The sequence below is a fragment of the Streptomyces sp. NPDC008139 genome (genome assembly GCF_042957025.1).
Lineage (GTDB): Bacteria > Actinomycetota > Actinomycetes > Streptomycetales > Streptomycetaceae > Actinacidiphila.
The window spans coordinates 167707-193482 of record NZ_JBIBHM010000017.1 but is presented as its reverse complement, the minus strand read 5'-3'; the positions used below and the strand labels follow the sequence as shown (position 1 = coordinate 193482).

Here is a 25776-nt window from a genome sequence, read left to right as displayed (position 1 = left end):
ATTCAAAGGCCGCCGGCAGCGCGGGGCGGCACGCCGGCGGAGCGGTGCTGTTCGACGTCGACGGCACCCTGATGGACACCGTCTATCTGCACACCCCGATGACCGGCGACCGGGCCGGCGTACGCGTGGCGTCACGACGCGGTCGCGGAAAGTTTCCCGCTCTCGGGCGCCCGTCACACGTGTCAATCATGTGACGCGGGTACGCGGACAGTAGGGAATCGTCACTTCTGTGGGTGATTGTTCCGTTTCGACCGCTCCCGAAAGGAACGACGACATGAAAGCGCTGGTCTACAACGGCCCTTACGACGTCTCCGTCGAGGATGCGCCGGACGCGCGGATCGAGCAGCCCAACGACGCGCTGGTCCGGATCACCACCACCAACATCTGCGGCTCCGACCTGCACATGTACGAGGGCCGCACGACCGTCGAGCGGGGCAAGATCCTCGGCCACGAGAACATGGGCATCGTCGAGGACACCGGGCCCGCAGTGACCCGGATCAAGCCCGGCGACCGGGTGTCGGTGCCGTTCAACATCGCCTGCGGAAGCTGTCGCAACTGCATGTACGGCTGGACCGCCTTCTGCCAGCGCGTCAACCCCACCGAGGGCATGGACGGCGCCGCGTACGGCTACGCCAACATGGGCCCGTACGACGGCGGCCAGGCCGAACTGCTCCGCGTGCCGTACGCCGACTTCAACCTGCTCGAACTGCCCGAGGGTGACGAGGACGAGGCCAAGTTCACGATGCTCTCCGACATCTTCCCCACCGGCTGGCACGGCACCGAACTCGCCGGCCAGCGCGCCGGGGACAGCGTCGCCGTCTTCGGCGCGGGACCCGTCGGACTGCTCGCCGCGCACAGCGCCCTGATCCGCGGCGCGTCCCAGGTCTTCGTCGTCGACCGGCAAGCCGACCGCCTGGCCCTGGCCGAGTCCATCGGCGCCACCCCCGTCGACTTCTCCGAGGCCGACCCCGTGGAGCAGATCCTGGACGCCACCCACGGGCGCGGCACGGACTGCGGCGTCGAAGCCGTCGGCTACCAGGCACACGACCCGTCCGGCCAGGAGCACCCCGAACTCGTCCTGGACAACCTGGTCAAGGCCGTCCGCACCACCGGCGGCATCGGCGTGGTCGGCGTCTACATGCCCGAGGACCCGGAAGCAGCCGAGGAGGGCGCCAAGCACGGCCGGATCGCCTTCGACTACGGCACCTTCTTCACCAAGGGCCAGCACATGGGCACCGGCCAGTGCCCCGTCCTGCGCTACAACCGCGCCCTGCGCGATCTGATCGTCACCGGCCGGGCCGACCCGTCCTTCCTGGTCTCCCACGAACTCCCGCTGGACGAAGCCCCCGACGCCTACCGGCACTTCGACAAGCGCGACGACGGCTGGACGAAGGTCCTGCTCCACCCCTGACCCGAGGCCGCGAAGGCGGGCCGACGCGACCATGGGCCGGGGATGACCGGAGCTTGACCCGGCGGGCGGCATGGAGGGACCGGGGCGGGCAAGGAGCCCGACGTGATGAGAACCGGTGCGGTGGCCCTGACCCTGCTCGTGGCCGTCGCGGCGGCGGTTGCCGCCGTGGCGGTCGGCCCCTGGTGGTGGACGGCCGCGACCGTCCTGGCCCTGCTGGGGCTGCTCGGCCTGTACGACCTGACGCAGCGCCGCCACTCCGTGCTGCGCAACTACCCGGTGATCGGCCATGCCCGCTACCTGCTGGAGAAGATCCGCCCAGAGCTCCAGCAGTACTTCATCGAGCGGAATTTCGACGGCCGCCCCTTCGACCGCGACACCCGCAGCATCGTCTACGAACGTGCCAAGGGCACCGCGGCCGAGGAGCCGTACGGCACCGAACTCGACGTCTACCGCTCAGGCCACGAGTTCCTGGTGCCGTCGATGGCCCCGCGGCCCGTACCGGACGATCCGCCGCGGGTGCGGATCGGCGGTCCCGACTGCGCCAAGCCGTACGACATGGCGCTGCTGAACGTGTCGGCGATGAGTTTCGGCTCGCTGTCGGCCCAGGCGGTCCTGGCGCTCAACAAGGGCGCGGCGGACGGTGGTTTCGCGCACGACACCGGTGAAGGGGGCCTGTCGGAGTACCACCTGCGGCACGGCGGCGACCTGGTCTGGGAGATCGGCACCGGCTACTTCGGCTGCCGCACCGACGACGGCGACTTCGACGCCGGGGAGTTCGCCGACAAGGCCGCCCAGGACAGCGTCAAGTGCGTGTCGCTGAAGCTGTCGCAGGGCGCCAAGCCCGGTATCGGCGGCGTCCTGCCAGGGGCCAAGGTCAACGCCGAGATCGCCCGGGTGCGGGACGTCCCGCAGGGCGAGACCGTCGTGTCGCCGCCGTACCACCGGGTCTTCGACACGCCCCGTGAGCTGATCCGGTTCATCGCCAGGATGCGGGAGCTGTCGGGGGGCAAACCCGCGGGCTTCAAGCTGTGCGTCGGTTCGCGCCGCCAGTTCCTGGCCGTCTGCAAGGCGATGGTCGAGGAGGGCACCGCGCCGGATTTCATCATCGTGGACGGCGCCGAGGGCGGTACCGGCGCGGCGCCGCTGGAATTCGCCGATCACGTCGGCACTCCGCTCACCGAGGGCCTGACCACCGTGCACAACGCCCTGGTCGGCGCCGGTCTGCGGGACCGGGTCAGGATCGGCGCGAGCGGCAAGATCGCCACCGGCAGCGACCTCGTCAAGCGCATGGTCCAGGGCGCGGACTACGGCAACGCCGCCCGCGCCATGATGTTCGCCGTCGGGTGCATCCAGGCGCAGCGCTGCCACACCAACACCTGCCCCGTCGGCGTCACGACCCAGGACCCGCGGCGCGCCCGCGCCCTGGACGTCGGCGACAAGTCCGTCCGGGTGCGCAGGCTTCAGGAGTCCACCGTCGCCAGCGCCCTTCAGATCATGGCGTCGATGGGCGTCACCGATCCGGCGCAGCTTCGCCCGCACATGCTGCGTCAGCGTGTCGACCCCTACACGGTCCGCTCCTATGACGACCTGTACGAGTGGCTGGCTCCCGGTCAGTTGCTCGCCGAACCGCCCGCCTCGTGGGCCGCGGACTGGGCCGCCGCCGACCCCGACCGCTTCACCGTCTGAGCCGTCCCGCTGTGCGCACCGGGCGCCGTCCGCACCGCGTGCACCGCACCGCGCCGCACCGCGCCGCACCGCCACACCGTCTGAGCTGGAGGAATCATGGCCCGTACCGTTGCCCGCGTCATCGTGGACGCCCTGGCCGAACTGAACGTACGCCAGGTCTTCGGCGTCGTCGGCGACGCCCTCAACCCCCTGACCGACGCGATCCGCACCACGGACGGCGTGGAGTGGGTGGGCTGTCGGCACGAGGAGGCGGCCGCCTTCGCCGCGAGCGCGCAGTCCCAGCTCACCGGCGGCCTCGGCGTCTGCATGGGCACGGTCGGCCCCGGCTCGGTGCACCTGCTCAACGGCCTGTACGACGCGGCCAAGAGCCACACCCCGGTGCTGGCCATCGCCGGTCAAGTGCCGCTGTCCGAGCTGGGCAGCGACTACTTCCAGGAGGTCGACAACGACGCGCTCTTCAGCGATGTGGCGGTCTTCCGGGCCACCGTCACCTCACCGGAGCAGATGCCGCTGCTGCTGGAGACCGCGGTCCGCACCGCCCTGGGACGCAAGGGCGTCGCCGTGCTGTCGGTCCCCGGCGACATCGGGGAGAAGGAACTGTCCACGGACCGGCCGGCCCGTTTCTCGCTCACCACGCCCACCACCCGGCCGGACGAGGACGCCGTCCGCGCCGCCGCCGATCTGCTGGACCGGGCCGGGCGCGTCACCCTGCTGGTCGGCCGCGGCGCCCGGGGCGCCCGCGACCAGGTCATGGCCCTCGCCGACCGGCTGGCGGCGCCGATGGTGCTCACGCTGAAGGCCAAGGAGGGCTTCGAGGGCGACAACCCGTTCCAGGTCGGACAGACCGGTCTGATCGGCAACCCCGCGGCGGCCTCCGCTCTCCAGGACGCCGACACCCTTCTGCTGCTGGGCACCGACTTCCCTTACCGCGACTGGTATCCCGAGGGCCGCACCGTGGTCCAGGTCGACACCGAGCCCACCCACATCGGCCGCCGCGTCCCGGTCGAGATCGGCCTCGTCGGCGAGGTCGGCGCGACCGTACGGGACCTGCTGGTCCAGTTGGACGCGGCGCCGTCCGCGTCGGCGAAGGCCCGTGACCGCAAGCACCTGGACCAGGCCGTGGAGCGCTTCGCGTCCTGGCGGGAGGGGCAGGCCCGGCTGGCGGCCCCCGGTCACGACAAGGGACTGATCGGCCGCGTCCGCTCCGCCCTGGACAACCGCGAGCACGGCATCCGTCCCGAGGCGCTCGCCGTGGCGGTCGACCGCCACGCCGCCGACGACGCGGTGTTCACCTCCGATACGGGCATGGCCACCGTATGGCTGTCGCGTTTCGTGGAGATGCGCGGCGACCGCCGCCTCCTGGGCTCGTACAACCTCGGCTCGATGGCCAACGCCATGCCCCACGCGCTGGGCGCGCAGATGCTGGACCGGGGCAGGCAGGTCGTGGCGTTCTGCGGCGACGGCGGCCTGAGCATGCTGCTCGGCGACCTCATGACGCTCAAGACGTACGACCTGCCGGTCACCCTCGTCGTCTTCGACAACCGCCGGCTGGGCATGGTCAAACTGGAGCAGGAGCAGTCGGGGCTGCCGGAGTTCGGCACCGTCCTGGACAACCCCGACTTCGCGGCGGTCGCGACCGCCTTGGGCCTGACGGGTATCCGGGTCACCGACCCCGACGAGTTGGACGACGCCGTCCGCACCGCGCTGGCCGCACCGGGCCCGGTGCTCCTGGACGTCCTCACCAACCCGGACGAGATCGCCGTTCCCGCCAAGCCCACCGTCGAGCAGGGCTGGGGCTTCGCCGTCGCCAAGGTGAAGGAGATCGTCCGGAGCTCCGGCGACAACTCGCACTGAGCGCACCGGCGTTGCGCGGTCGGGCCGTCGGGTCATCGAGCCGTCAGACCGTCGAACCGTGTGCCGTAAGTGCCGTAAGTGCCGTCGAACCGCCGTGCCGTCGGCCCAAGTACCCTCCCGCGTGGGATCTTTGAGGTGTCGCCCGGCCGTCTCCGGCCGGCCGACGTGGAGATGGGAGAACATGATCGCTCTGGTGCTGATCGGCGTGCTGGTGGTCGTCGGCGGCGGGTGCGCGTGCGTGGTGTGGGCGAGTCGCGGCGGGCCCCGCTGGGTGCGCGCGGTGGCGTCGGTGACCCTCGCCGCCGGTGAACTGGTGCGCGGTTCCGAGCGCAACCGGCGCCAGCGGGAGCGCCGACGCCTGAACCGGTCCGGCAGCGGCAGCGACTGACGGCGTCCGCCGCTAGGTTGGCGGCGTCACCTCACCGCCGCACCGGCCTTGGAGCAGTGCATGTCGTCGTTGGATGAGTTGCGGTCCCTGCTGGGCGAACCCCCGTACCAGCGGCCGGATCCGGAGGGCTGGAGAGACGTCGAGCAGTACGTGGGCTCCGCGCTGCCCGGCGACTTCACCGCGTTCCTCGACGCCTACGGCAGCGGAGTCGTCTCCGGCGAACTCGTCGTCTTCCACCCCCGTGGATCGAGCCCCTTGCTGGACCGCACGCGCAGGACGAACGAGATGTTCACCGCGCGGCGGGAGAGCGCCGTGAGCGACGGCGACACCGAGCACATCCCGTACCCCTTCCACCCCGCTCCCGGCGGGCTGATCTCCTGGGGTTACGACTACAGCGGTGACGAGCACTTCTTCCTGCCGTGCGACCCCGACCCGGACCGCTGGAAGATCGTCACCATGGCCCACGAGGAGGGCTGCGCGACCTTCGACGGCCCCTTCTCCGCGTTCGTCCTCGACTTCGTGCGCCGACTCGTCGACGTGGACGAGAACGACGGACTCGATCCGGGGGCGCTGGAATTCCTGGAGCCCGAGGACCTGGAGGAGCTGCGCGCCGCCGGAGAGATCGGCCCCGTGCGGGCGACCTTCGAGCCGTTCTGAGCGCGGAGCGGTCAGGACTTGGTGGCGCGGAGGATCACGAATTTGGGGTCGGAGGCGACGATGTCGCAGGTGCCGAAGAGGCGGCGCAGGCGGAGGTGGTAGCCGAGGTGGCGGTTGCCGATGACCCAGAGTTCGCCGCCGGGGCGCAGGACGGTACGGGCGGCGGTGAACATCCGGCGGGCCGTGATGTCGGTGGTGGCCTGGTGGGAGTGGAAGGGCGGGTTGAGGAGTACGAGGTCGGCGCTCTCGGCCGGGACGCCGGTCAGGCCGTCGGCGACCAGGAACTCCGCCTTGGTCCCGGGGTCGGCGTTGGCGCGGAAGGTGGCCTCGGCCGAGGCGACCGCCTGGTGCGACTCGTCGGCGAACAGCACGGCGGAGTCGGGGTTGGCGAGCGCGGCGGCCGTACCGACGACGCCGTTGCCGCAGCCGAGGTCGACCACGCGGTCCGGGCCGTGCCGGACGGGGAGGTGCTGGAGCAGGAAGCGGGTGCCGATGTCGAGCCGTTCCGCGCAGAAGATGCCCGCGTGGTTGGTGACCGTACGGCCGGAGACCGCGCCGATGCCGTCCGGCAGCGCGTAGGCGATCGGCCAGGGGCTGGGGGTACGGGTCCGGCCTGCGGCCGGGGCGCAGAAGATCAGCCGCGCCTTCTTCTCGGCCAGTGACGTACGCGTCGGTCCGAGGATCCGCTCGAAGAGGTTGAGCGTCGAGGTGTGGATCTCGGTGGTCATGCCGGTGCCGACCACGACGGTGCCCTCGTGCACGGCGGGCGCGAGGCGGTGGAGCTGGTCCTCCAGCAGCGCGAGGCTCTTGGGGACCCTGATCAGCAGGACGTCGATGCGGTCCGGCGGGGTGTCGCGGGTGGACAGCAGCCGGACGCCGTCGGCCTCCTCCGGCGCGTTCCGCAGCAGATTCGCGCGGGTCGCCTCCTGGGCGAGGAAGGAGTCCGAGATCTGGGTGGGGCGGTGCGCGGCCAGCGCGGTGGTCAGCGCGCCCCAGCGGTCACCGACCACCACGACGGTCCCCGACAGGTCCACGGACCCGACCGCCGGACGCCCGCCGGCCGCGCCGTCCGCCTGCGCGGCGGGACGGGAAGCGGCGCGGGCGTCGCCCGGCGGATCGGCCCGCGGATCGGTGCGGGTTTCGCCTCGCGCGTCGGCCCGCGCGTCGGCCCGCGCGTCGGCCCGCGCGTCGGCTCTCGTGTCGGCTCGGGTGTCCGCGAGATGCCGGAGCGCGTACGCGTCGGCGGCGTCCCAGGCCCGCAGTTGGTCGCGCGGGTCCTGCGGGAAGCGAGTGAGGTCGAGGTCACCCCAGGGCGTCGTGAATCGGATCATGGTGCTCACAGGCTAACCGCTACGCCACCGCTGAGCGGTCGGCCGGTGGCCGTCAGGCGTCGGACGGGGGTCGGGCCACCCCCTCGGGGCCCCCTTCAGGCCCCCCTCGGGGCCGCATCCGAGGGGGTTTCACCGAGGTGGCGGGGCACGGCTCCTTCACCGCCGCGGGCCGGGCGCTGGGCTACACGCCGTCCGCCGTGTCGCGGCAGATCTCGGCGCTCGAGGCCGAGACGGGGGCGCGCCGCTGTTCGACCGGCTCGCGCGCGGGGTGCGGCTGACGGAGGCGGGCGAGACGCTGCTGCCGCACGCCGAGGCGGTGCTCGGACGACTCGCGGCGGCCCGCAGGGACCTGGCGGCGCTGCACGACCTGTCGGCGGGCCGGGTCCGGGTCGGCGCCTTCGCCACCGCGCAGGCCGCACTCCTCCCCCGCGCCTTCGCCGCGTACCGCGCCCGCCATCCCCGCGTCACCGTGACCGTGCGGGAGGGCCAGAGCCGCGGGCTGTGCACGCGGCTGCTCGCGGGCGACCTCGACGTGGCGGTGGCGAGCACGACGGGCGCGCCGGTCTTCGACGGGCGCGACCTCCTCCCGCTGGTCGACGACCGCATGATGGTGGCGCTGCCGGTGGACCACCGGCTGGCCGGGCGCGCGGAGGTCGGGCTCGCGGAGTTGGCGGACGAGGACTGGATCGCCGGCAGCACCCGTGTCGAGGACACCTTGATGGCGTCCTGCCTGCGGACCGGCTTCCGGCCGCGGATTGGCCTGGTGATGGGCGACTGGCTGGCCAAACTCGGCTTCGTGGCACAGGGGTTGGGCGTCACGCTGGTGCCGTCGCTGGCCGTGGGCGCGGTCCGCCCCGATGTCGTGCTGGTGCCGCTGCGCACCGACCGGATCCCGGTGCGCGAGGTGTACGCGGCCACCAGCCGCGACCTGCACCGTACGCCCGCGGTGGCGGCCTTCCTCGACGTGCTCGCGGAGACGGCGGCGGACCGGCGGCGTCAGCGCTGACAAAGGAGCGGGACCCGGAGGCATGTCCAGCCCCCGGGCCCCTCGAAGTGCCGCCCCGTGCACACACCGGCGCACTTGAGGCCGCGGGTCAATCTGATGTCGACTCGTTCTACCGTTGAACTACCGGCCCGTGAAAGAGGACCAGACAGGATTCGAACCTGCACCTGACGACCTTGCCCGCGGCCGATCGATCCGGTGATCGGCGGCGACTGCTGAGTCTGGAGCGAGAGTCTGAGATTGATCGCGGTCTGCCTCTGCCATTTGGGCTACCCCCGCGAGTGGTGCGGGGTGAGGGACTCGAACCCCCACTGGAACCGCGTCGTTCACGACAAACTTCAGCTTCAGCTTTGCGCTCCTGGCGCACCCTCCGCGCTCCGGCGGAGGGGATCTAGGGGGTCACTGCGCGAACAGGAACCCGAACACGGCCTCGCCGACGCGCCGGTCGGTGACCTCCGTGCCGTTGGCCTCCTCGCGGGCGAACTTCACCGCCTGCTGCAACTTCTCGACCCGGTCCAGCAGTTCGTTCACCCGGCGGGCGGGGAGCGCTCCGGAGAACTTCACCGTGGTCCAGTAACCGACCGCCACGTCCTCGTAGTACACCTCGACCTGGGCCGGGTGCTTCTCGGTGGCCTCGGCCTTCACGTGGTTGCGCGGGACCTTCTTGGTGCGGATCGTCCGTACCGGCTCGGTCTTCCAGGCGTCCGTGGAGGCGTCCAGATTCCAGCCCTCGGCCGCGTCCAGCACCGGCAGCTTGCGCACGAAGGTGTTGAGGTCGGTGAGCTGCTTCTCCAGGAAAAGCAGATACGACACGGGCACGTCGCTGACGACGGTGCGGCCGTCGACCGTGACGTCGGCGCGCGCCTCGCAGTTGGCCCAGTCCTTGGTGGCGGTCACGTCGAAGAGCCGGGTGAGCGCCGCGGCGGTGTCCCGCAGCACGTTCTCGGCCTTGACCTGCACCCGGGTGGACTCGGGCGGCAATTGCTCGCCCTCCTCGTCCTTCGGCTGATAGCTCCGCGAGATCCCGGAAAGCAACGCGGGCTTCTGCAAGTCGTGATGAGCGGTCGTCAGTTCCTGCTGCGCCTTGGACTTGACGCCCTTCTCGACCGCGATGATCTGATTGAGTTTCGCCACACACAGACCGTAACAGCGTGCCGATCGCGCGTTCGACCGGTTTTACGGCGCCGGGCTTCGAATGTCCCGCCCGGCTGCCGGCTCCGGAACCCCACGCCTCACTTCCGCCGCGACCCGACGCCGACTACCCCACAGGTAACCGCACATTATGGACGAAGTCCCGTTCGGAGCTTGGTCGTTACGGGCGCGCGTGCCTCGGGCGTCTGGTACTGTCACGACCGCCAGTCAGCCATAGGTCGGTCTTCAACGACGGATCTGACTGATGACACGGGGTAGGAATCAGAGCTCGGCGCAGTGCTTCCCGAGGATCCACGGGCCGAGCGATGTGAATTCGCAATAGATTTTTAGTGTCGTCGCCGCGATCGACCGCGCCCGGATACGGGGGTGCGCCGTCCGATCGCGACAACGTCTATTGGTCGCTGCCGGCTGGAGGTTCAGCCGTGGGCGAGATTGAGATCGGGGGCGATCTTGCGAAGGCCGAATCATTTCACCGAGCTTGTGCTGCGTCATGCCGCTGAACTGCCGGACAAGGACGCGTACTTCTTCCTGCCCGGCAGCACGCCGGGCGCCGAGGCACAGCGGCTGACCTATGCGGCGCTGGACGCCGAGGCCAAGCGGATCGCCTCCTGGTTACAGGAATGCGGCGCCGTCGCAGGACAAGTGCTCCTGCTCTACCCCTCGGGCCTGGACTTCGTCGCGGCCTTCGTCGGCTGCCTCTACGCGGGTTCGGTCGCGGTCCCGGCGCCGCTGCCCGGCGACCAGGGCAACCAGGCCACCCGGCTCACGGGCATTGTGCGCGACGCCGAGGTCCGCGCGGTGCTCACCGACTCCGCCAACGAACCCGCCGTCAGCGCCTGGCTGCGCGAGTCGGGCGTGACCGGCGTCGCCGTCCTGGCCAGTGACGACCCAGCCCAGGGCGACGCGCGGGCGTGGACCAGCCCTCAACTCACCGCCGACTCGCTGGCGTTCCTCCAGTACACCTCGGGCTCCACCAGCGAGCCCAAGGGTGTGATGGTCTCCCACGGGAACCTGATGGCCAATCAACTCGCCATCCAGCACGTCCTCGGCACCCACCAGGACAGCCGTATGGGGTGTTGGCTGCCCGCGTACCACGACATGGGCCTGATCGGGCACATACTCCACTCGCTGTACGTCGGCGGCTCGACCGCGCTGATGTCCCCGGTCTCCTTCCTCATGCGGCCGGTGCGCTGGTTGCAGATGATCAGCGAGTACGGCGTCGCCGTGAGCGGCAGCCCCAACTTCGGCTACGACCTGTGCCTGCGCCGGGTCACCGACGAGCAGTTGGCGACCTTGGACCTGAGCAAGTGGCAGCACGCCTCCAACGGGGCCGAGCCGATCAGGGCGGAGACGGTGCGCGCGTTCACCGAGCGCTTCGCGCCCGCGGGCTTCCGGCCCGAGTCCGTCAGCCCCTGCTACGGCATGGCCGAGACCACACTGCTGATCTCCGGCGTGCGAGCGGACCAGAACCCCGTCTTCCGTACCGTGGACGCGGCCGCGCTGGAGCAGGGGCGGCTGCGCGACGCACCGCAGGGCGGCGGCACCCGCGACCTGGTCGGCAGCGGCGTGGTCGACCCGGCCGACTTCAGTGTGAAGATCGTCGATCCGGACGAGCGCTGCGAGCAACCCGAGGGCCGCGTCGGCGAGATCTGGGTCAAGGGCGCCAGCGTCTCGTCGGGGTACTGGAAGCGTCCCGACACCAACGCCGAGGTCTTCGACGCCGCGATCGTGTCGGCGGCGGGCTCAGACCCGGGCTGGCTGCGCACCGGCGACCTCGGCCTCCTGGACGCGGGGCAGCTCTACGTGACCGGCCGCCTGAAGGAAATGATCCTGATCAACGGGCGGAACATCTACCCGCACGACGTCGAGCGCGAGGTGCAGTCCCTGCACCCGGCCTTCCGCGGCGGCGCCGGAGCGGCCTTCTCCGTGGACGACGGCGAGGAACACCTCGTGCTGGTGCAGGAGTTCCGCCGCGGCGCCGCCCAGGACCCTGCGGAGCTGTGCGCCGAGGTACGCGCCCATGTCCGCCGCGAATTCCAGGCCAGTTGCAGTGTGCTGCTGGTCCGCCCGGCCACGGTGCGCAAGACCACCAGCGGCAAGATCCAGCGCACTTTGATGCGGGCGCTGCTGCTGGAGAACCGGCTGGGCGCGGTCCACCAGGACCTCGACAAACAGGTGGCCAACCTCGTGGCCGGCCCGCTGGTCACCTCGGCGGGCTGAGCCGTGGACCACACACCTCACCGTCTCGCCGAGCGGCTGGAATGGGATCTCGGCGATCCGAGGGAGCCGGGCACGCTCTTCAGCCATGCCCGCAGCCTGGAGCTGGACGAGCGCGAGGAGTTCCCCGCCGCGCTCTGCGACCTGCTGGACGGGCTCGGCCTGCACGAGTTCTACGTCCCCGCCGCCCACGGCGGCCGGCTGACGGACTACGAGCAGTTGGTGCAGCTCATGCGCACGGTGGCGCGCCGCGACCTGACGGTGGCGATCGCGCACGGCAAGACGTATCTGGGCGCGGTGTGCGTCTGGGTGAACGGCTCGGCGGAGCAGTCCCGTCGGCTCGGTGCGGCCATCGCCTCCCGGCTGCCGGTCGCTCTCGCGCTGACCGAGCGCGCCCACGGCAGTGACCTGCTGGCGGGCGAGGTCGTCGCGGAGCCGTCCACCGGGACGCCGACCGCCGGTACCGCGTCCACCGGGACGCCTGCCGCCGGCACCGCGTCCACCGGGACGCCTGCCGCCGGCACCGCGTCCACCGGTTCGCCCACCGGGCCGCCGGTCGGGGACTATCTGCTCAGCGGCGAGAAGTGGCTGATCAACAACGCCACGCGCGGCGCCCTGCTGTCCGTGCTCTGCCGTACCGATCCGGCGGGCGGCCCCCGTGGCTACTCCGTCCTGCTGGTGGACAAGCGCGACGTGCCCGCCGACGCCTACCGGCACCTGGACAAGGTGCGTACGCACGGCATTCGCGGCGCGGACATCTCCGGGATCGCCTTCGACCGGGCCCGGGTTCCCGCCGACGCCGTGGTCGGCGAGGTGGGGGGCGGCCTGGAGACGGTGCTCAAGGCGCTTCAGTTGACCCGCACCATGTGCGCGGCGCTCTCCCTGGGCGCCGCCGACCACGCGCTCGCGCTCGGTCTCGACTTCGCCGCCGAACGCGGCCTGTACGGCCGGTCGTTGATCGAACTGCCGCAGGCGCGCAGGACCCTGGCGGAGAGCGCCGCCGACGTGCTGGCCGACGAGGCGCTGACGCTGGTCGTGGCCCGCGCCGTTCAGACCCTCCCGGCGGAGCTCTCGGTCGTCTCCGCGGTCACCAAGTACCTGGTGCCGACCCGTACCGAGGCGGTCGTCACCGCGCTGACCCGGCTGCTCGGCGCCCGCGCCTTCCTCAAGGACGTCTATGCGGGCGGCCGGTTCCAGAAGGTGGACAGGGACCACCGGATCGTCGGCCTCTTCGACGGCAACACCCTGGTCAATCTCAACTCGCTGATCAGCCAGTTCCGTTTGCTGGTACGGGCCCACGAGCGCGGCACCGGGGACGTGCCGGGAGCGGTCACCGCTTTCCGCCTGTCCGCGCCGCTGCCCGCCGTCGCCGTCGACCGGCTCTCGCTGATCGCCCGCCATGGCAGCGGTGTCCTGGCCGCGCTGCCCGACTGCGTCGAGGAGTTGCGCGGCCTCGCCGCGCGCGATCACGCGGTCGAGCCCGCCCTGCGCGCCGCGCGGCGGCTGGTGACCGTCGTGGACGAGGTGCACGCGGAGATGGCCGGGTTCCAGGACGCGCAGACCGAGACGCCGCCGGCCGCCTTCGAGGCCGCCCGCCGCTTCGCACTGTGCTTCGCCGCGGCGGCCTGCGTCGGCCTGTGGACGCACAGCCACGTCGAGGCGGAGGCGGGCGCGACGGCGCCCCTGTGGCGGAACGCCCTGTGGCTGCGGGCCGCCCTCGCCCGGCTGCTCACCGCGCTCGGCGTGCCCGACGCGGCGGACCCCGAGGCGCTGGACGACGTGCTCGACGCGGCGGGCGCCCTGCACGCGCAGGGACGGCTGGTCTCGCTGCTGCCGCTGTCGCTGCGCCCGGACGGCCCCGCGCGGGAGGCCGACCGGCCCGCCGCGACCGGCCACGCGCCGACACCGGCACCCCCTTCGGCGGCGGCAGTGGGGAGCGCGTCATGACGGACGGTCAGGAAGCGCGCGTGGCGGCCCGGGTCGCCGAACTCAACGCCGCCTTCGGCGATCCCGCCGACCCGGCCAACCCGGTAGGCAACGCACGGCTGTTGGAGGCCGACGAGGCCGGTGAGCTGTCCGCGGACGGCGAGAAGCTGCTGGACGCGTTCGGCCTCAACGCGGAGTTCGTGCCCACGGCGCTCGGCGGCCGGCTGGAGCGGATCGACTCGCTGGCACGCGTCCTGCGCGAGGTGTTCCGGCGGGACGTGGCACTCGGACTCGGCTACGGTGTCACGTCGTTCATGGCCGCGGTCAACGTGTGGACCGAGGGCGACGCACGGCAGCGGGCCCGGCTGGCGGAGATCCTGCTGGGCGGCGGCCGGGTCTCCGTGGCCTACCACGAACTCGCGCACGGCAACGACTTCCTGCGCAACGAGTTCGAGGCGCGGGTGCGGCCCGACGGCTCGTTCGTACTGCACGGCGCCAAACAGGTCATCAACAACGCCGAACGGGCGCAGGCATGGCTGCTGTTCAGCCGCACCGACCCGGCGCCGGGGCCGCGCAGCCACTCGGTGCTGATGGTCGAACGCGCCGAGGTGGCGCCCGAGCGGCTGACCGTACTGCCCCGCTACGGCACCGTCGGCGTACGCGGCTGCCTGCTGTCCGGCCTGGACTTCGACCGGGCGCCGGTCCCGGAGCACGCGCTCGTCGGACAGTTGGGGCACGGCACCGACGTGGCCCTGCGCTCCTTCCAGCTCACCCGCAGCGCGCTGCCGGGAATGGCGCTGGGCGCGGCGGACACGGCGCTGCGCACGGTGGTGTCCTTCGCGCGGGGACGGCACCTCTACAAGCGGACGGTGGCCGAGATACCGCACGCGCGGGCCACACTCGGCGGCGCGTTCCTGGATCTGCTCATCAGCGACTGCCTCTGCCTGGTCGGGACCCGCGCCGTGCACCTGCTGCCGGACGAGGCGAGCGTCTACGCCTCGGCGGTGAAGTATCTGGTGCCGACGCTGCTGGGCGAGGCCGTCCACGATCTCTCGGTCGTGCTGGGTGCCCGGTTCTACCTGCGCGACGGGGAGTTCGGCGTCTTCCAGAAGCATCTGAGGGACCTGCCGGTGCTCAGCCTGGGCCACGCGGGCGCGGCGGCGTGCCAGGCGACGATCATCCCGCAGTTGCCGCGGCTGGCCCGGCGCTCCTGGTTCAGGACGGAACCGGCCTCCGACGCCCTGTTCGACCCGCGCGCCGACCTGCCGGGGATTCCGTTCGACCGGCTCGCCCTGACCGGCGACCGGGACGGCCTGAGCGCGTCGCTGGTCGCCGCCGCGGACACGGCGCCGGACGGCACCCCGCACGAGGCGGCCGTGCGCGCGCTGGCGCTGCACCTCACCGACGAACTGCGCCTGATCCAGGCGGAGAGCCTCGCGCTCGCGCCGCTTGACCGTACGGCGCTGGCCTCGCCCGCGAGTTTCGCGCTGTCGGACCGCTACGCGGTGGTGCTGGCGGGTGCCGCGGTGCTCGGCGTGTGGCGCCGGGCACGGGCGCGGGGCGGGGATCCCTTCCTCGCCGACCCGGCGTGGGCCGCGGCGGCCCTGGACCGGCTCGTCCAGCGACTCGGCCGCCGTCCCGCCGAGCTGCCACCCGACTGCGCCGGGCGGGTGTGGGAGGAGTTGCTGCGCCGCCACACCGAGCGCCGCGGTTTCGATCTCTACGACACCGCCCTGGCCGGTTGACGGCGCCCGCCGCCCCGTACCAAGAACCCCTACTCGGATCTGGAGGAACCCGTGACCGACACGACTACCGGCAGTTCGGCGCCCCGTCCCGACAGCACACCGCGACCGCACACGGCCGAGTCGCTGGCCGGGTGGCTGGTCGGCCACGTCGCCGCCTACACCCGGCTGTCCGCCGACGAGATCGATCCGACGGCGCCGCTGACCGACTACGGCCTCGACTCCGTGGCGGCGCTCAGCCTCTGCGGTGACATCGAGGACGAGTTCGACCTGGTCGTCGAGCCCACGGTGGCGTGGGACCACAGGACCGTGGACGCGCTCGTGGCGTACCTGCTCGACGCACTCGGACCGCGGTCGGAGCCGGCCTGACGGAACACCGGCCGCCGCCCACGCGAACCCGGCGGTCGTCCGACCGACACCGACGGTCGTCCGCCTGACCCACCACCGCCCGACTGAACCCACCACCGTCCGTCTGAACCCGCGACCGTCCGCCCGGCCTCGGCGGCCGTCCGCCCGCACACCAGCCGTCGTCCGCTCGAACCCCCGCCTTCCGCCCGCCGGACGCTCCGGCCCGGAGGGTCCCCCCGCCCCCGCAGATGCCGACCGAACCAAAGGAAAACGAGAATGCACCTCAGCCCCAGCCCGTCGTGGCCGCAGATCGTGCTCGCGGTACTGCTGGCCTCCGATGTCCTGATGTCCCTGCGCCCGCCGAAGTTCATCCAGGTCTGCCTCGACGGCGTCAACCTGCCGCGGGACTGGTGGTGGGTGCTGATCGTCGTCAAGACCCTCGCCATCGTGGGCCTGTTGGTGGGCATCAAGCACGACGGCATCGGCTTCGCCGCGAACGTCGGCGTGATCGTCTACTTCCTGTGCGCGTCGTTCGCGCACATCCGGGCGCGCTTCCTGAAGCAGGAGTTCTGGGTCAACTGCCTCGGGTTCCTGGCCATCGCCGTCGCCGCCTTCATCGTCTCGTTCGCGGTCTGAGGAGGCGTCAGATGAAGAAGCCGCCGAAGAACCTGGGGCTGCTGTTCGACTGGCACGTCGAGCAGTCACGCACCACCGACCTGATCCTGGACCGGCCGTTCGACATCGCCCCGGACGGCGGCGCGGACTACGACGCCGCCGCGCTGGCCGAACTGGTGCGGGAGGCGTCGGCCTGGCTGTACGAGGCCGGCGCGCGCAAGGGCGACCGGATCGCCGTCGTCAAGCGCAATCACTTCGACATGATCCTGCTGGCCGCCGCGGCCGCGCGGATCGGCGCCACCGCGGCGACGATCTCGGGGGCCAACTACCCGGAGCACCTGGCGGTGATGCTCAAGCGGCTCGACCCCTCGGTCACCGTGATCGCCTCGTACGTGCTGGAGGCGGCCGACCGCGTCGGGGTGGACCTGCGGTCGTTCGGCACCACCGTGCAGATCGACGGCGCCGACACGGGAGCCGGTCTGCTCACGATCGACGGGCTGCGGGGCAGCGCCGCCCCGGCCCTCGATCTACGGGCCGACAGCGAGCCGATGATGATCACGCACACCTCGGGCACCACGAACACGCCGAAGCTCGTCGCGCACACCGCGGACTCCTGCCGGGCCGGCACCCGGCTGGAGCTGCTGCCGATGCCGCTCGCCGTCAACGGCCAGAAGGACATCGCGCTCAGCTCCATATCGTTCGCGCACTCGCGGGCCTACGCCTGGGCCATGGCGCAGCTCCGGTGGGCGCCGAAGGCGCTGGTCATCGCCAGCAGCCACGAGGCCGACGACGTCGAGCGGGTGCTCGACCGGGCCCGGCCGACGACGATCGAGGCCACCCCGAACGTCTTCCAGCGCTGGGTGCCGCTGGTACGGCGCAGGCCGGAGCTGTTCGCGCGGGTCCGCTACTACATGAACACCTTCGACCTGATGCACCCCTCCATCGCCCGGCCGTTCGTGAACGCCTCCGAGCGCCGGTTCGTGCTGTGGGGGCACAGTTGGGGCCAGAGCGAGGTCGGCCCGATGGCCGGCTTCGGCTACACCCGCGGACAGATCAACCGCCGTGCGGCCTCCGGCGGGAACATGAACATGATGGGCAACCCCTGGCCGGGACTGGTGAGCGTCAAGGCCGCGGACCCCGAGACCGGCGAGCCGGTCAAGCGCGGCGAGGTCGGCGTGCTGTTCGCGAAGGCCAAGTCGATCTGCGTCGACTACGTCGGCGAGTCCGACCGCTACGCGGAGAAGTGGAAGGGCGCCTGGTGGAACACCGGTGACGTCGGCCACCGGGACGCCCTCGGCCGGATCCACTTCGTGGACCGCGCGGTGGACGCCATTCCGGGCGGGAGCGCCACGGAGCTGGAGAGCGAGCTGCTGGACCGGATCGACAACGCCGTCGAGGTGATCGTCCTGACCCGCGGCGACCAGAGTCCCGTCCCCGTCGTCAGCCTCGACGGACCGGACCTCACCGCCGAGGAGTGGGCCGAGGTGACGCGCGGTCTGGCGCCGCTCGCGGCCCCGGTGTTCATCCCCTGGGACCGCCTTCCGCGGACGTCCACGTGGAAGGTGCGCCGTAAGGAACTGCGCTCGATGGTGTTCGAGGAAAGCGCCGACGACACCGTATTGGAGGAGCGATTCACGTGACAGCGACGCGCGATCCGTACAGCACCGCTCTGGAGTCGGTGCTACGGACCGTCCCGTACAACAGCGGGACGGAATACCTGCACTGGTACCACAAGAGCGCGCCCGATCCGCGGCACGGGCTGGCGTGCATCTACCAGACGCTCTACGTGGCGGAGCGCGCGACGGCGCTCGGCGCGCCCGAGGCGAAGATCCTCCAGGATCTCCGGCACATAGCGGCGGTCTTCGAGACCGGCGGCGACGTCGTGGTGCTCGACCCGTACCTCCTGCACCTGACGCCGATCCGGTTCCCCGCGCGGGAGGTCGCGGCCGGGCACTCGTCGGTCGAGGTCGACGCCGCGCCGGTCAGGCTGGACGCCCGGGGCGGGCGGCACCCCGGCCGGCTCGCGGCGGTGTACCGGTCCTCCGACCACGGCTACCGGATCCGGCTCAGCTACTCCAAGTACAGCGTGGAGAAGGACACGTACATCCTGAGCAGGCACTTCACGCTGCGCTCGGAGAACGAGTTCGTGTACGCCGACTTCTCGTCCGACATGCTGGGGCTGCTCACCCACCCCGAGCAGAACAGCGTGTCGATCCGGGCGCTGGTGGCCGGGGCGGAGGTGACCGCCGAGGCGATCATCCCGTTGAAGGGCTTCGCCGACCGCGAGTTCTCGGCCGCCGACATCTGGCTGCGGTCCGGCCAGGGCGTGGCGTCCCGCAACGGCGACGGCGCGCACGCCTCGGCGGTCTGGGCGGACCTGGAGCGCAGTACGGGCCTGGGGCGCGCGGACATCGAAGAGCATCTGGTGTCGGCCGCGCAGGTGTATCAGAAGATCGCCGATCACCGGACGGACCTGCCGGGCTACTCCTTGCAGGACGCATGACGAATCGGGAGCGCATGGAGCTTCGGCGCGTTTTCATCGCCGGCACGATCCAGGGGGCCAACGCCGATCTGCGGATCGACGACCAGGGCTATCGCGAGCAGATCGCGGCTCTGGTGCGGGCGCGTTTCCCCGAGGCGGAGTGCTTCGACCCGAGCACCGGGGTCACCCGTCAGCTCGCCGACCCGACGACGATGTCGGTGATCGGCAAGCTGATCGGCGACGTTCCCCCGGTGCTCGACCTCGGGTCGCTGCCCGCGGAACTGGCCGCGCTGCGGGCCACGTTCAACAAGATGACCCGGGAGGCGGCCGACTGCGACCTGTGCATCGCCTTTCTGCCGGGCCGCACGCTCAGCATGGGTACCGCCATGGAGATGCAGGCCGCGTTCTCGGCCGGTGTGCCGGTCGTGGCGGTGACCTCGCTGGTCGACAACCTCGCCGTGATGTCGGTGTCGTCGTGGGTCGCCCGTGACCTGGACGCGCTCGCGGGACTCCTCGACGGACTGCGGGAGATGAGCGTGCCGCTACCGGAGCGGGGTCACGGTGCGGACCGCGCCCTCGCCGGGGACGCCGCTCGCTGAGACGCGCGGTGCGCTCCCGCACGCGGGACGCGGTTCACGCGCGGCGCGCCACGCGGTAGCGCAGGTAGAGGACGCTGGAGCTGAACGCGCGGGTCTCGACGAGGTCGAGGTCCACCCGGTGCTCGTCCCGGGGGAAGAACGGGACGCCGCCGCCGACGAGTACCGGGTAGACGCGTGCCCGGTACTCGTCGATCAGGCCCGCCGCGGCGGCCTGGGCGGCGAGCGTCGCGCCACCGATCGCGATGTCGCCCTCCCCCGGCTCGGCCCGCAGCCGCTCGATCTCCCCCGCCACGTCGCCGGAGGCCAGTCGGGCATGGCCCTCCACCGCCGACAGCGTGGTGGAGAACACCACCTTGGGCAGCGGCTTCCAGAGCGCGGCCCATTCGAGTTGGGCGGCGTCCTGCGCCGGATCCTGGTCGGCGGTCTCCCAGTACAGCATCGTCTCGTACAGCCGCCGCCCCAGCAGATGGACGTCGATCTGTCGGATCTCGTCGATCCAGGAGCGAAAGACGTCCGGGTCCGGCTCCGTCCAGTTGAAGTCGCCGTCCGGCCCGACGATGTAACCGTCGAGTGAGACGTTCATCGAATAGGTCACCTTGCGCATGAGAAGTCCTCCTCGTTACGAATGCGAAAGTCACGACCCGATATTTCGACATACCCCACGCAATTGCCGGAGAATATCGCATCGTTGATCGGCTCGTATCCAGGCTGGTATACCTGCACGCATGTCACGCACCGCACATTCCATGACGCCGCGCGCGCTTTTCCTCGCACTGGTCACCTTAGCGTCGCCCCTGGCCCTCTCCGCCCCCGCGGCGGTCGCGGACGACGTGAAGGCACCGGCCGGATTCGTCGCCCTCGGTTCGGTCGACCGCTCGATCATCCAGGAAATGCGTTACGCCACTGCGCACGACTTCGTCGGAGCGCCGGTGGACGGTTACGTCCAGCCGATGTGCGTCCTCACCCGCCCGGCGGCACTGGCACTCCACAAGGTCCAGCGCGCACTGCTGAAGACCGGGTATTCGCTGAAGGTCTACGACTGCTACCGCCCCCAGCGCGCTGTCGACCACTTCGTCCGCTGGGCGGAGGATCTGAACGACCAGAAGATGAAAGGCGAGTTCTACCCGGACGAGAACAAGGCCGATCTGTTCACCGACGGCTACATCGCGGCGAAGTCGGGTCACAGCCGCGGCAGCACGATGGACCTCACCATCGTCAGACTTCCGGCCGCCAAGACCCGCGCCTACGTCCCCGGCGAGCCGCTGACCCCGTGCTACGGCGCCCGGGCCGACCGCTTCCCCGACAACTCGATCGACATGGGGACCGGCTTCGACTGCTTCGACACCCTCGCGAACACCCTGGACCCGCGGATCACCGGCGTCCAACTGGCCAATCGGCTGACCCTCAAGAACGCGATGGAAGCCGCCGGTTTCACCAACCTGCCGGTCGAGTGGTGGCACTACACCCTCGACAACGAGCCCTACCCGGACACCTACTTCGACTTCCCCATCGCGCGGTCGTCGCTGAACTGACCCCTGAGCCGGGGCCCGGCCGCCGCACCTTGAGGGCTCGGCGGCGGGCCGTTCCGGCGGCCGACGGGCGTCAGGCGTCAGGCGTCAGGCGTCAGGCGTCAGGCGTCAGGCGTCAGGCGAGGGAGCCGGAGGCACGGCCGGGCGGCGGGCCGCCCGGGTCTCCGCCCTCGGAGGCGGCGGACGCCGCCGTGTCATCGCTGTCCTGCGGCAGGGCGGCGCGCTTGGGCAGGAACACCAGGGCCAGGACGGCCGCGACGACGACGATGACGCCGCAGGCCAGCAGCACGGTGTGCATCGCGACGACGAACGCGTCGCGGACGGCGTCGAGAACGGCCTGGCTCTTGAGTTTGGCCGCCACGGCGACGCCCGCCGCGGGGCTGCGCCCGGCGGCGTCCTGGATCTGCTGGGGCGACTGCCCGAGGTCCAGGTGGCCGCGGTACGTGGAGTTGGCCGCGGAGCCGAGCACGGCCACTCCGATCGCACCGCCGACCTGCCGTACCGCCTGGGTGAACGCCGACCCGACGCCGCTGCGTTCCTTGGACAGCGAGTTGAGGGCCGCCGCCATCGTCCGGGTCAGGGACATGCCGAGTCCGGCGCCGATGATCGTGAGCCAGATGGCGATGAACCCGTAGCCCGACGTGGTCGAGGTGGCCATGCCGATGAACAGCCCGACGCCCATCAGCACGAACCCGAGCGCCGGTACGGCGCGCGGACCGAGCTGCGCGGGGAGCTTGTTGACGACGCTGGCGCCGACCAGCAGGCCGCCGATCAGCGGCAGCAGCCGCAGGCCGGTGCCGAGCGCGTCGGTCCCGAGCACCGCCTGGTAGTACTGCGGGAGGGCGAAGATCAGGCCGAACATCGCGAAGCTGACGACGGTGGCGAGGACCGAGCCCCACACGAAGCCGCGGCTGCGGAACAGTTCGAGGTCCACCAGCGGACTGCCGCCGGCGGCGGTGACCCGGCGCTCCCAGAAGGTGAACAGCACCAGGGCCAGCGCGCCGCCGACGATCGCCAGCACCACCACGGTGTCGCCCCAGCCGCGTACACCGGCCTCGATCGTGCCGTACGTGATCGCCGTCAGGCCGAGGCTGGAGATGAGCACGCCGACGTAGTCGATGCCGATGCCCGCACTGCCGCGGGACTCGGGGACCAGCTTCGCGACCGCGAAGCTGCCGAGCGCCACGAGCGGCACGTTGACCAGGAAGACCGAGCCCCACCAGAAGTGGTTGAGCAGCGCGCCGCCGACGATCGGGCCGAGCGGCAGGCCGAGCATGGTGGAGATCGCCACGACAGTGATGGCCTTGGTTCGCTCCTCCTCGCTCTCGAAGATGTTGAGCAGCACCGATGTGCTCAGCGGCACGAGGAAGGCGCCCGCCAGGCCCAACAGCGCGCGGGAGGCGATCAGTTCGGTCGCCGTGTTGGAGTAGGCGCAGGCGAGCGAGGCCACGCCGAACAGGATCAGCGAGGCGAGCAGGAATTTCTTGCGGCCGTATTTGTCGCCCATCAGGCCCGCGGGCAGCAGGACCGCGGCCAGGACCAGCGTGAAACTGTCGACGATCCACTGGAGTTGGCTGGTCGAGGCGCCGAGGTCACTGCTGATCGTGGGGACGGCGACGTTGAGGATGGTCGAGTCGACGCCGACGGCCAGCAGGCTTAACCCGATCGCCCCGAGTGCCCACCATTTCCTGGTCTCCGTGCTGCTCATTCCGCCGCTCCTAGGTCTCGGGGACATCGGCCGGGCCGTCGGTGTTCACCGCGTCCCAGCGCTTCCACATGGGGTCGGCCTCGGAGTCGAGCCAGGCGAACAGCCGGTGGGCCGCCCGCACGCGCCCGGCCCGTTCCGAGTCCTCCGGGAACAGCGCCAGCCCCTCGCCGGTGATGTCCACGAAGGACGTCAGACTCTCCAGCCGTCGTTTGAGCACGCCCGACCACGCGTCCTCGGTGATCTGGTAGTAGGTCGAGCGCTGACCGGCCCGGGTGACGGCCTGCACCATCCGCGCCTCGGTCAGCAGTTTCAGCGTGGTGGTCAGGGACGCCCGGCTGGCCTGGACCGCCTGCGCGATCTGCGCGGGGGTCTGGGCCGGCGGCTCGCTGACCATGAGCCAGGCCACCGTCCGCCCCATGATCGGCGGCCACCCGGCCTGGCTCATGAACCAGGACGTGACGCGTTCCATCCACGCCTCGACGTCCGGGCCCGGCCTCGACTCCCCGCCCGGGCCGAGGGGTTGGGGTGTGGGGTCAGGACCCGGACCGGTCATGTCTGCCATCGTACGGAACCTTCTCGTTGTTGCTGTACCCGCTACTCGTTTCAGTCATCAATGTAACGTCAAGATACGGCTTCCGCACGGTCGTCGGCGGTCACCGCGCACCACTCGGCGGCGGTCAGGGTGGGTTCCGCGGGCGCGACCGTGCCGACGACGGCGGCGAGCGCGGCCTGGACGTCCGGCGCGCCGAGCGCGTCGGCCTCGCCCGACAGCGTGTTGACCAGCAGCGCGGCGGAGCAGACGACGGGGTCGAGCAGCGCCGCCTCGCCGATCGTGTCCGCCTGGCGGCGGCGTTCGGCGGCGTAGCGGGTCAGCCGCGGGTCCTCGGACCTGGTCTGCACGTCGGGGTAGCAGACGTCCTGCGACGTGGCGAGGATCCAGGGCGTGTCGACGACCGCGCCGACCGCGCGCTGCACGGCCTGCGCCGCGCCGGGGACCAGGCCGCCGCACTCGGACAGCGTCCGGTCGAGGGCGGCGGCGGCCAGCGCGGCGCTGCTCATGCCGTGTCCGTAGACCGGATTGAAGGCGGCGACGGCGTCGCCGACGACCGCGAGCCCGTCGGGCCAGCGCACCAGGCGCTCGTAGAAGAGCCGGCGGTTGGCCGTCGAGCGGGATGCCTGGACGGGGGTCAACGGCTCGGCGTGGCGGAGCAGTTGCGAGATCAGCGGGTGGCGCAGGGAGTCCAGGTAGTCGCGGAATCCGTCCTCGTCGCCGGGCGGTTCGGCGCCGCGGGTCCCGGAGAGGGTGACCATCCAGCGTCCCCGCTCGATCGGCAGCAGGATGCCGTTGCGGCCCGGCACCCCGGCGCGGTGGTCGGCGTAGACGCTGACCAGCGGGAAAGGACCGCGGGCGCCCTCGGGTGCGGCGAAGATGCGGGTGGCGTAGGCCATACCCGAGTCGATGACGTCCTCCTGGACGGGCGGCAGCCCCAACACGCCGAGCCAGCGCTTCATCGGGGAGCCGCGGCCGGTGGCGTCCACGACGATGTCCGCCTCGACGACCGACATCCCGCCGCCCGTACGCGGCTTGTAGGTGACGCCGGTGATCCGGTCGGCGTCGCCGCGCAGGCCGATGATGTCGGTGTCGGCGAGCACGGTGATCCGTTTGTCGCGCAGCGCCTGGTCCCGCACGGTCCAGTCGAGCAGCGGCCGGCTGGCCGCGATCATGAACTGCGTCTCGGGCATGCGCTGTTGCCAGCCGTAGGCGGTGAGCGAGACCAGGTCCTCGGGCAGCCGGATCCGGTGGGCGCCGTCGGCGAGCAGTCGGTCGACGGTGCCGGGCAGCAGCGACTCCATGAGCCGCGCGCCGCCGGACCACAGGACGTGCGTGTGCTTGGCCTGCGGGACTCCGCGGCGCGGTTCGGGCCCCTCGGGCAGCCGGTCCCGGTCCAGGACGGTGACGGTGTCGACGTGGCGCAGCAGCGCGACGGCCGCCAGCATTCCGGCCATGCCCGCGCCGAGCACGACGGCGCGGCCTCCGGCGACGGGTCCGGTGGATCCGGTTGGTCCCATGTGCCCCGTGGATGTTCCGACCATGGTGTCCTCTCACGTTCCTTTCCTGATGGATGTCCTGGGGTACGCCTCCGGGCGGGGACCTCGGCCGGGGCTCATGCCGGGGCTTCGGCCTGGGCCGGTCGTCGCGCGTACGGGCGGCGACCGCGGTCCGCTGCCGGGCCTGGCGGCGGGTCCTGGGCGGCCCGGCCTCTCCCGGCAGACGGCCGGCTCATGACGCGGGGACCCGGCCGAGGCAGGCGGCGACGGCCGTGGCCACGGCGGGCCACTGCTCGGCCAGATAGAAGTGGCCGCCGGGGAAGCGTCGGAAGGACGTCCCGCCCGTGGTCTCCCGGCGCCACCCCTCGGCGTCCGCACCGCGCGCCCAGGGGTCGTCCTCGCCGAGGAACACGCTGATCGGGCAGCGCAGCGGTACGCCGGGACGGTAGGCGAAGGCGTCCAGCGCGCGGTAGTCGCCGCGCAGCACCGGCAGCACCATGGCGAGGATGCCCGGGTCCGCGAGCAGTGCGCCCTCGGTGCCGCTCAACGCGGTGAGGTCGGCGACGAGTTCGGCGTCGCTGCGGCGGCCGAGGTGCGCGTTGCGGTGCACGGCGGGCGCTCCCCGCCCGGAAGCGATCAGCGCCACGGGGCGGCTCCTGCCGCCCGCCTCCAGGCGGCGGGCCACCTCCCAGCCGACCAGGGCGCCCATGCTGTGTCCGAAGAGCGCCAGCGGAGCGGTGTCGGGGAGGTGCCCGAGCGCGTCGGCGACGGCGTCGGCGAGGCGTCCGATGTCCTCGGTGCAGGGCTCGTTGCGCCGCTCCTGCCGACCGGGGTACTGGGCAGCCAGCACCTCCACGCCCGGCGGCATGTGCGCGCTCAACGGCTTGAAGAAGGTCGCCGATCCCCCGGCGTGCGGCAGGCAGACGAGCTGCACCGCGCCGGGACCGGGTGCCGCGGGCGTGTAACGGGTGATCCACGGACCGGTCTTCAGGTCCCAGGCGGTCATGGTTTCCTCCTCAGCGCCGCCGGGCCGGTTCGGCGACGACGGATGGAGCGGTGGGCGTAGGGGGGTGGATGTC

24 protein-coding genes are annotated in these 25776 nt (G+C 71.6%); 17 read left to right on the top strand and 7 right to left on the bottom strand.

Annotation, left to right across the window (positions count from 1 at the left end):
• The 6 genes from ACFZBB_RS30735 to ACFZBB_RS30710 form a co-directional block, all read left to right on the top strand.
• Positions 1 to 194 (top strand): hypothetical protein (locus ACFZBB_RS30735; protein WP_391129223.1); only part of this gene is annotated, 194 nt, incomplete at its 5' end.
• 80 nt (positions 195 to 274) lie between these two features.
• Positions 275 to 1411, top strand: coding sequence for an alcohol dehydrogenase catalytic domain-containing protein (locus ACFZBB_RS30730; RefSeq protein WP_391129220.1), 1137 nt, complete (start codon positions 275 to 277; stop codon positions 1409 to 1411).
• Positions 1412 to 1516: 105 nt separating this feature from the next.
• The gene (locus ACFZBB_RS30725) at positions 1517 to 3097 is read left to right on the top strand and encodes a glutamate synthase-related protein (protein WP_391129217.1); all 1581 of its coding nucleotides are present in this window, start codon (positions 1517 to 1519) and stop codon (positions 3095 to 3097) included.
• A 96-nt stretch (positions 3098 to 3193) separates the two neighbouring features.
• Positions 3194 to 4951 (top strand): thiamine pyrophosphate-dependent enzyme, encoded by a 1758-nt coding sequence (locus tag ACFZBB_RS30720; protein WP_391129214.1) that lies wholly within the window; start codon positions 3194 to 3196, stop codon positions 4949 to 4951.
• A gap of 181 nt (positions 4952 to 5132) precedes the next feature.
• Positions 5133 to 5339: a hypothetical protein gene (locus ACFZBB_RS30715; RefSeq protein ID WP_391129212.1), complete on the top strand. Its 207-nt coding sequence runs from the start codon at positions 5133 to 5135 to the stop codon at positions 5337 to 5339.
• A gap of 60 nt (positions 5340 to 5399) precedes the next feature.
• Positions 5400 to 5996 carry a hypothetical protein gene (locus tag ACFZBB_RS30710; RefSeq protein ID WP_391129209.1) on the top strand — a complete coding sequence of 199 codons (597 nt, stop codon included), beginning with the start codon at positions 5400 to 5402 and terminating at the stop codon, positions 5994 to 5996.
• 11 nt (positions 5997 to 6007) lie between these two features.
• On the opposite strand, the gene ACFZBB_RS30705 is transcribed toward ACFZBB_RS30710, so the two are convergent.
• Entirely contained in the window at positions 6008 to 7327 is a 1320-nt protein-coding gene (locus tag ACFZBB_RS30705; RefSeq protein WP_391129207.1) for a methyltransferase, read from the bottom strand.
• Positions 7328 to 7464: 137 nt separating this feature from the next.
• Here ACFZBB_RS30705 and ACFZBB_RS30700 point away from each other — a divergent pair, with 137 nt between their 5' ends.
• The gene (locus ACFZBB_RS30700; protein ID WP_391129204.1) at positions 7465 to 7605 is read left to right on the top strand and encodes a LysR family transcriptional regulator; all 141 of its coding nucleotides are present in this window, start codon (positions 7465 to 7467) and stop codon (positions 7603 to 7605) included.
• Positions 7596 to 8333: a LysR substrate-binding domain-containing protein gene (locus tag ACFZBB_RS30695; protein ID WP_391129201.1), complete on the top strand. Its 738-nt coding sequence runs from the start codon at positions 7596 to 7598 to the stop codon at positions 8331 to 8333. Before ACFZBB_RS30700 ends, ACFZBB_RS30695 begins: the two co-directional genes overlap by 10 nt.
• Before the next feature lie 396 nt (positions 8334 to 8729).
• Here the strand turns inward: ACFZBB_RS30695 and ACFZBB_RS30690 are convergent, their stop codons facing one another.
• Complete coding sequence (locus ACFZBB_RS30690) at positions 8730 to 9464, bottom strand: hypothetical protein (RefSeq protein ID WP_355332681.1); 735 nt, start codon at positions 9462 to 9464, stop codon at positions 8730 to 8732.
• Positions 9465 to 9962: 498 nt separating this feature from the next.
• On the opposite strand from ACFZBB_RS30690, the gene ACFZBB_RS30685 reads away from it, so the two are divergent.
• The 8 genes from ACFZBB_RS30685 to ACFZBB_RS30650 all read left to right on the top strand — a co-directional run bounded on the left by ACFZBB_RS30685 (position 9963) and on the right by ACFZBB_RS30650 (position 19411).
• Complete coding sequence (locus tag ACFZBB_RS30685; protein WP_391129198.1) at positions 9963 to 11702, top strand: AMP-binding protein; 1740 nt, start codon at positions 9963 to 9965, stop codon at positions 11700 to 11702.
• 3 nt (positions 11703 to 11705) lie between these two features.
• Positions 11706 to 13646 (top strand): acyl-CoA dehydrogenase family protein, encoded by a 1941-nt coding sequence (locus tag ACFZBB_RS30680; RefSeq protein ID WP_391129195.1) that lies wholly within the window; start codon positions 11706 to 11708, stop codon positions 13644 to 13646.
• Positions 13643 to 15370 (top strand): acyl-CoA dehydrogenase family protein, encoded by a 1728-nt coding sequence (locus ACFZBB_RS30675; RefSeq protein ID WP_391129192.1) that lies wholly within the window; start codon positions 13643 to 13645, stop codon positions 15368 to 15370. The genes ACFZBB_RS30680 and ACFZBB_RS30675 overlap by 4 nt, the downstream gene beginning before the upstream one ends.
• A gap of 51 nt (positions 15371 to 15421) precedes the next feature.
• Entirely contained in the window at positions 15422 to 15736 is a 315-nt protein-coding gene (locus tag ACFZBB_RS30670; RefSeq protein WP_188280097.1) for an acyl carrier protein, read from the top strand.
• Positions 15737 to 15991: 255 nt separating this feature from the next.
• Complete coding sequence (locus ACFZBB_RS30665; protein ID WP_188280096.1) at positions 15992 to 16351, top strand: DoxX family protein; 360 nt, start codon at positions 15992 to 15994, stop codon at positions 16349 to 16351.
• 11 nt (positions 16352 to 16362) lie between these two features.
• Positions 16363 to 17970, top strand: coding sequence for an AMP-binding protein (locus ACFZBB_RS30660; protein ID WP_391129189.1), 1608 nt, complete (start codon positions 16363 to 16365; stop codon positions 17968 to 17970).
• Positions 17967 to 18833: a hypothetical protein gene (locus tag ACFZBB_RS30655; RefSeq protein WP_391129186.1), complete on the top strand. Its 867-nt coding sequence runs from the start codon at positions 17967 to 17969 to the stop codon at positions 18831 to 18833. The genes ACFZBB_RS30660 and ACFZBB_RS30655 overlap by 4 nt, the downstream gene beginning before the upstream one ends.
• A complete protein-coding gene (locus ACFZBB_RS30650) occupies positions 18830 to 19411 on the top strand; it encodes a hypothetical protein (RefSeq protein WP_391129184.1) in 582 nt (193 codons plus the stop codon). Before ACFZBB_RS30655 ends, ACFZBB_RS30650 begins: the two co-directional genes overlap by 4 nt.
• Before the next feature lie 34 nt (positions 19412 to 19445).
• On the opposite strand, the gene ACFZBB_RS30645 is transcribed toward ACFZBB_RS30650, so the two are convergent.
• Entirely contained in the window at positions 19446 to 20015 is a 570-nt protein-coding gene (locus ACFZBB_RS30645) for a dihydrofolate reductase family protein (RefSeq protein WP_391129181.1), read from the bottom strand.
• A 121-nt stretch (positions 20016 to 20136) separates the two neighbouring features.
• Between ACFZBB_RS30645 and ACFZBB_RS30640 the strand changes: the two genes are divergently transcribed.
• Entirely contained in the window at positions 20137 to 20943 is an 807-nt protein-coding gene (locus ACFZBB_RS30640) for a M15 family metallopeptidase (RefSeq protein WP_391129178.1), read from the top strand.
• A 112-nt stretch (positions 20944 to 21055) separates the two neighbouring features.
• On the opposite strand, the gene ACFZBB_RS30635 is transcribed toward ACFZBB_RS30640, so the two are convergent.
• From ACFZBB_RS30635 to ACFZBB_RS30620, 4 genes are all read right to left on the bottom strand, one after another.
• Complete coding sequence (locus tag ACFZBB_RS30635) at positions 21056 to 22648, bottom strand: DHA2 family efflux MFS transporter permease subunit (protein WP_391129175.1); 1593 nt, start codon at positions 22646 to 22648, stop codon at positions 21056 to 21058.
• Between the two features lie 10 nt (positions 22649 to 22658).
• Complete coding sequence (locus ACFZBB_RS30630; RefSeq protein WP_391129173.1) at positions 22659 to 23210, bottom strand: GbsR/MarR family transcriptional regulator; 552 nt, start codon at positions 23208 to 23210, stop codon at positions 22659 to 22661.
• 59 nt (positions 23211 to 23269) lie between these two features.
• Positions 23270 to 24718, bottom strand: a complete 1449-nt coding sequence (locus tag ACFZBB_RS30625) for an FAD-dependent oxidoreductase (protein WP_391129170.1) — start codon at positions 24716 to 24718, stop codon at positions 23270 to 23272.
• Positions 24719 to 24929: 211 nt separating this feature from the next.
• Positions 24930 to 25703, bottom strand: a complete 774-nt coding sequence (locus ACFZBB_RS30620; RefSeq protein WP_391129167.1) for an alpha/beta fold hydrolase — start codon at positions 25701 to 25703, stop codon at positions 24930 to 24932.
• Positions 25704 to 25776 lie beyond the last annotated feature (73 nt).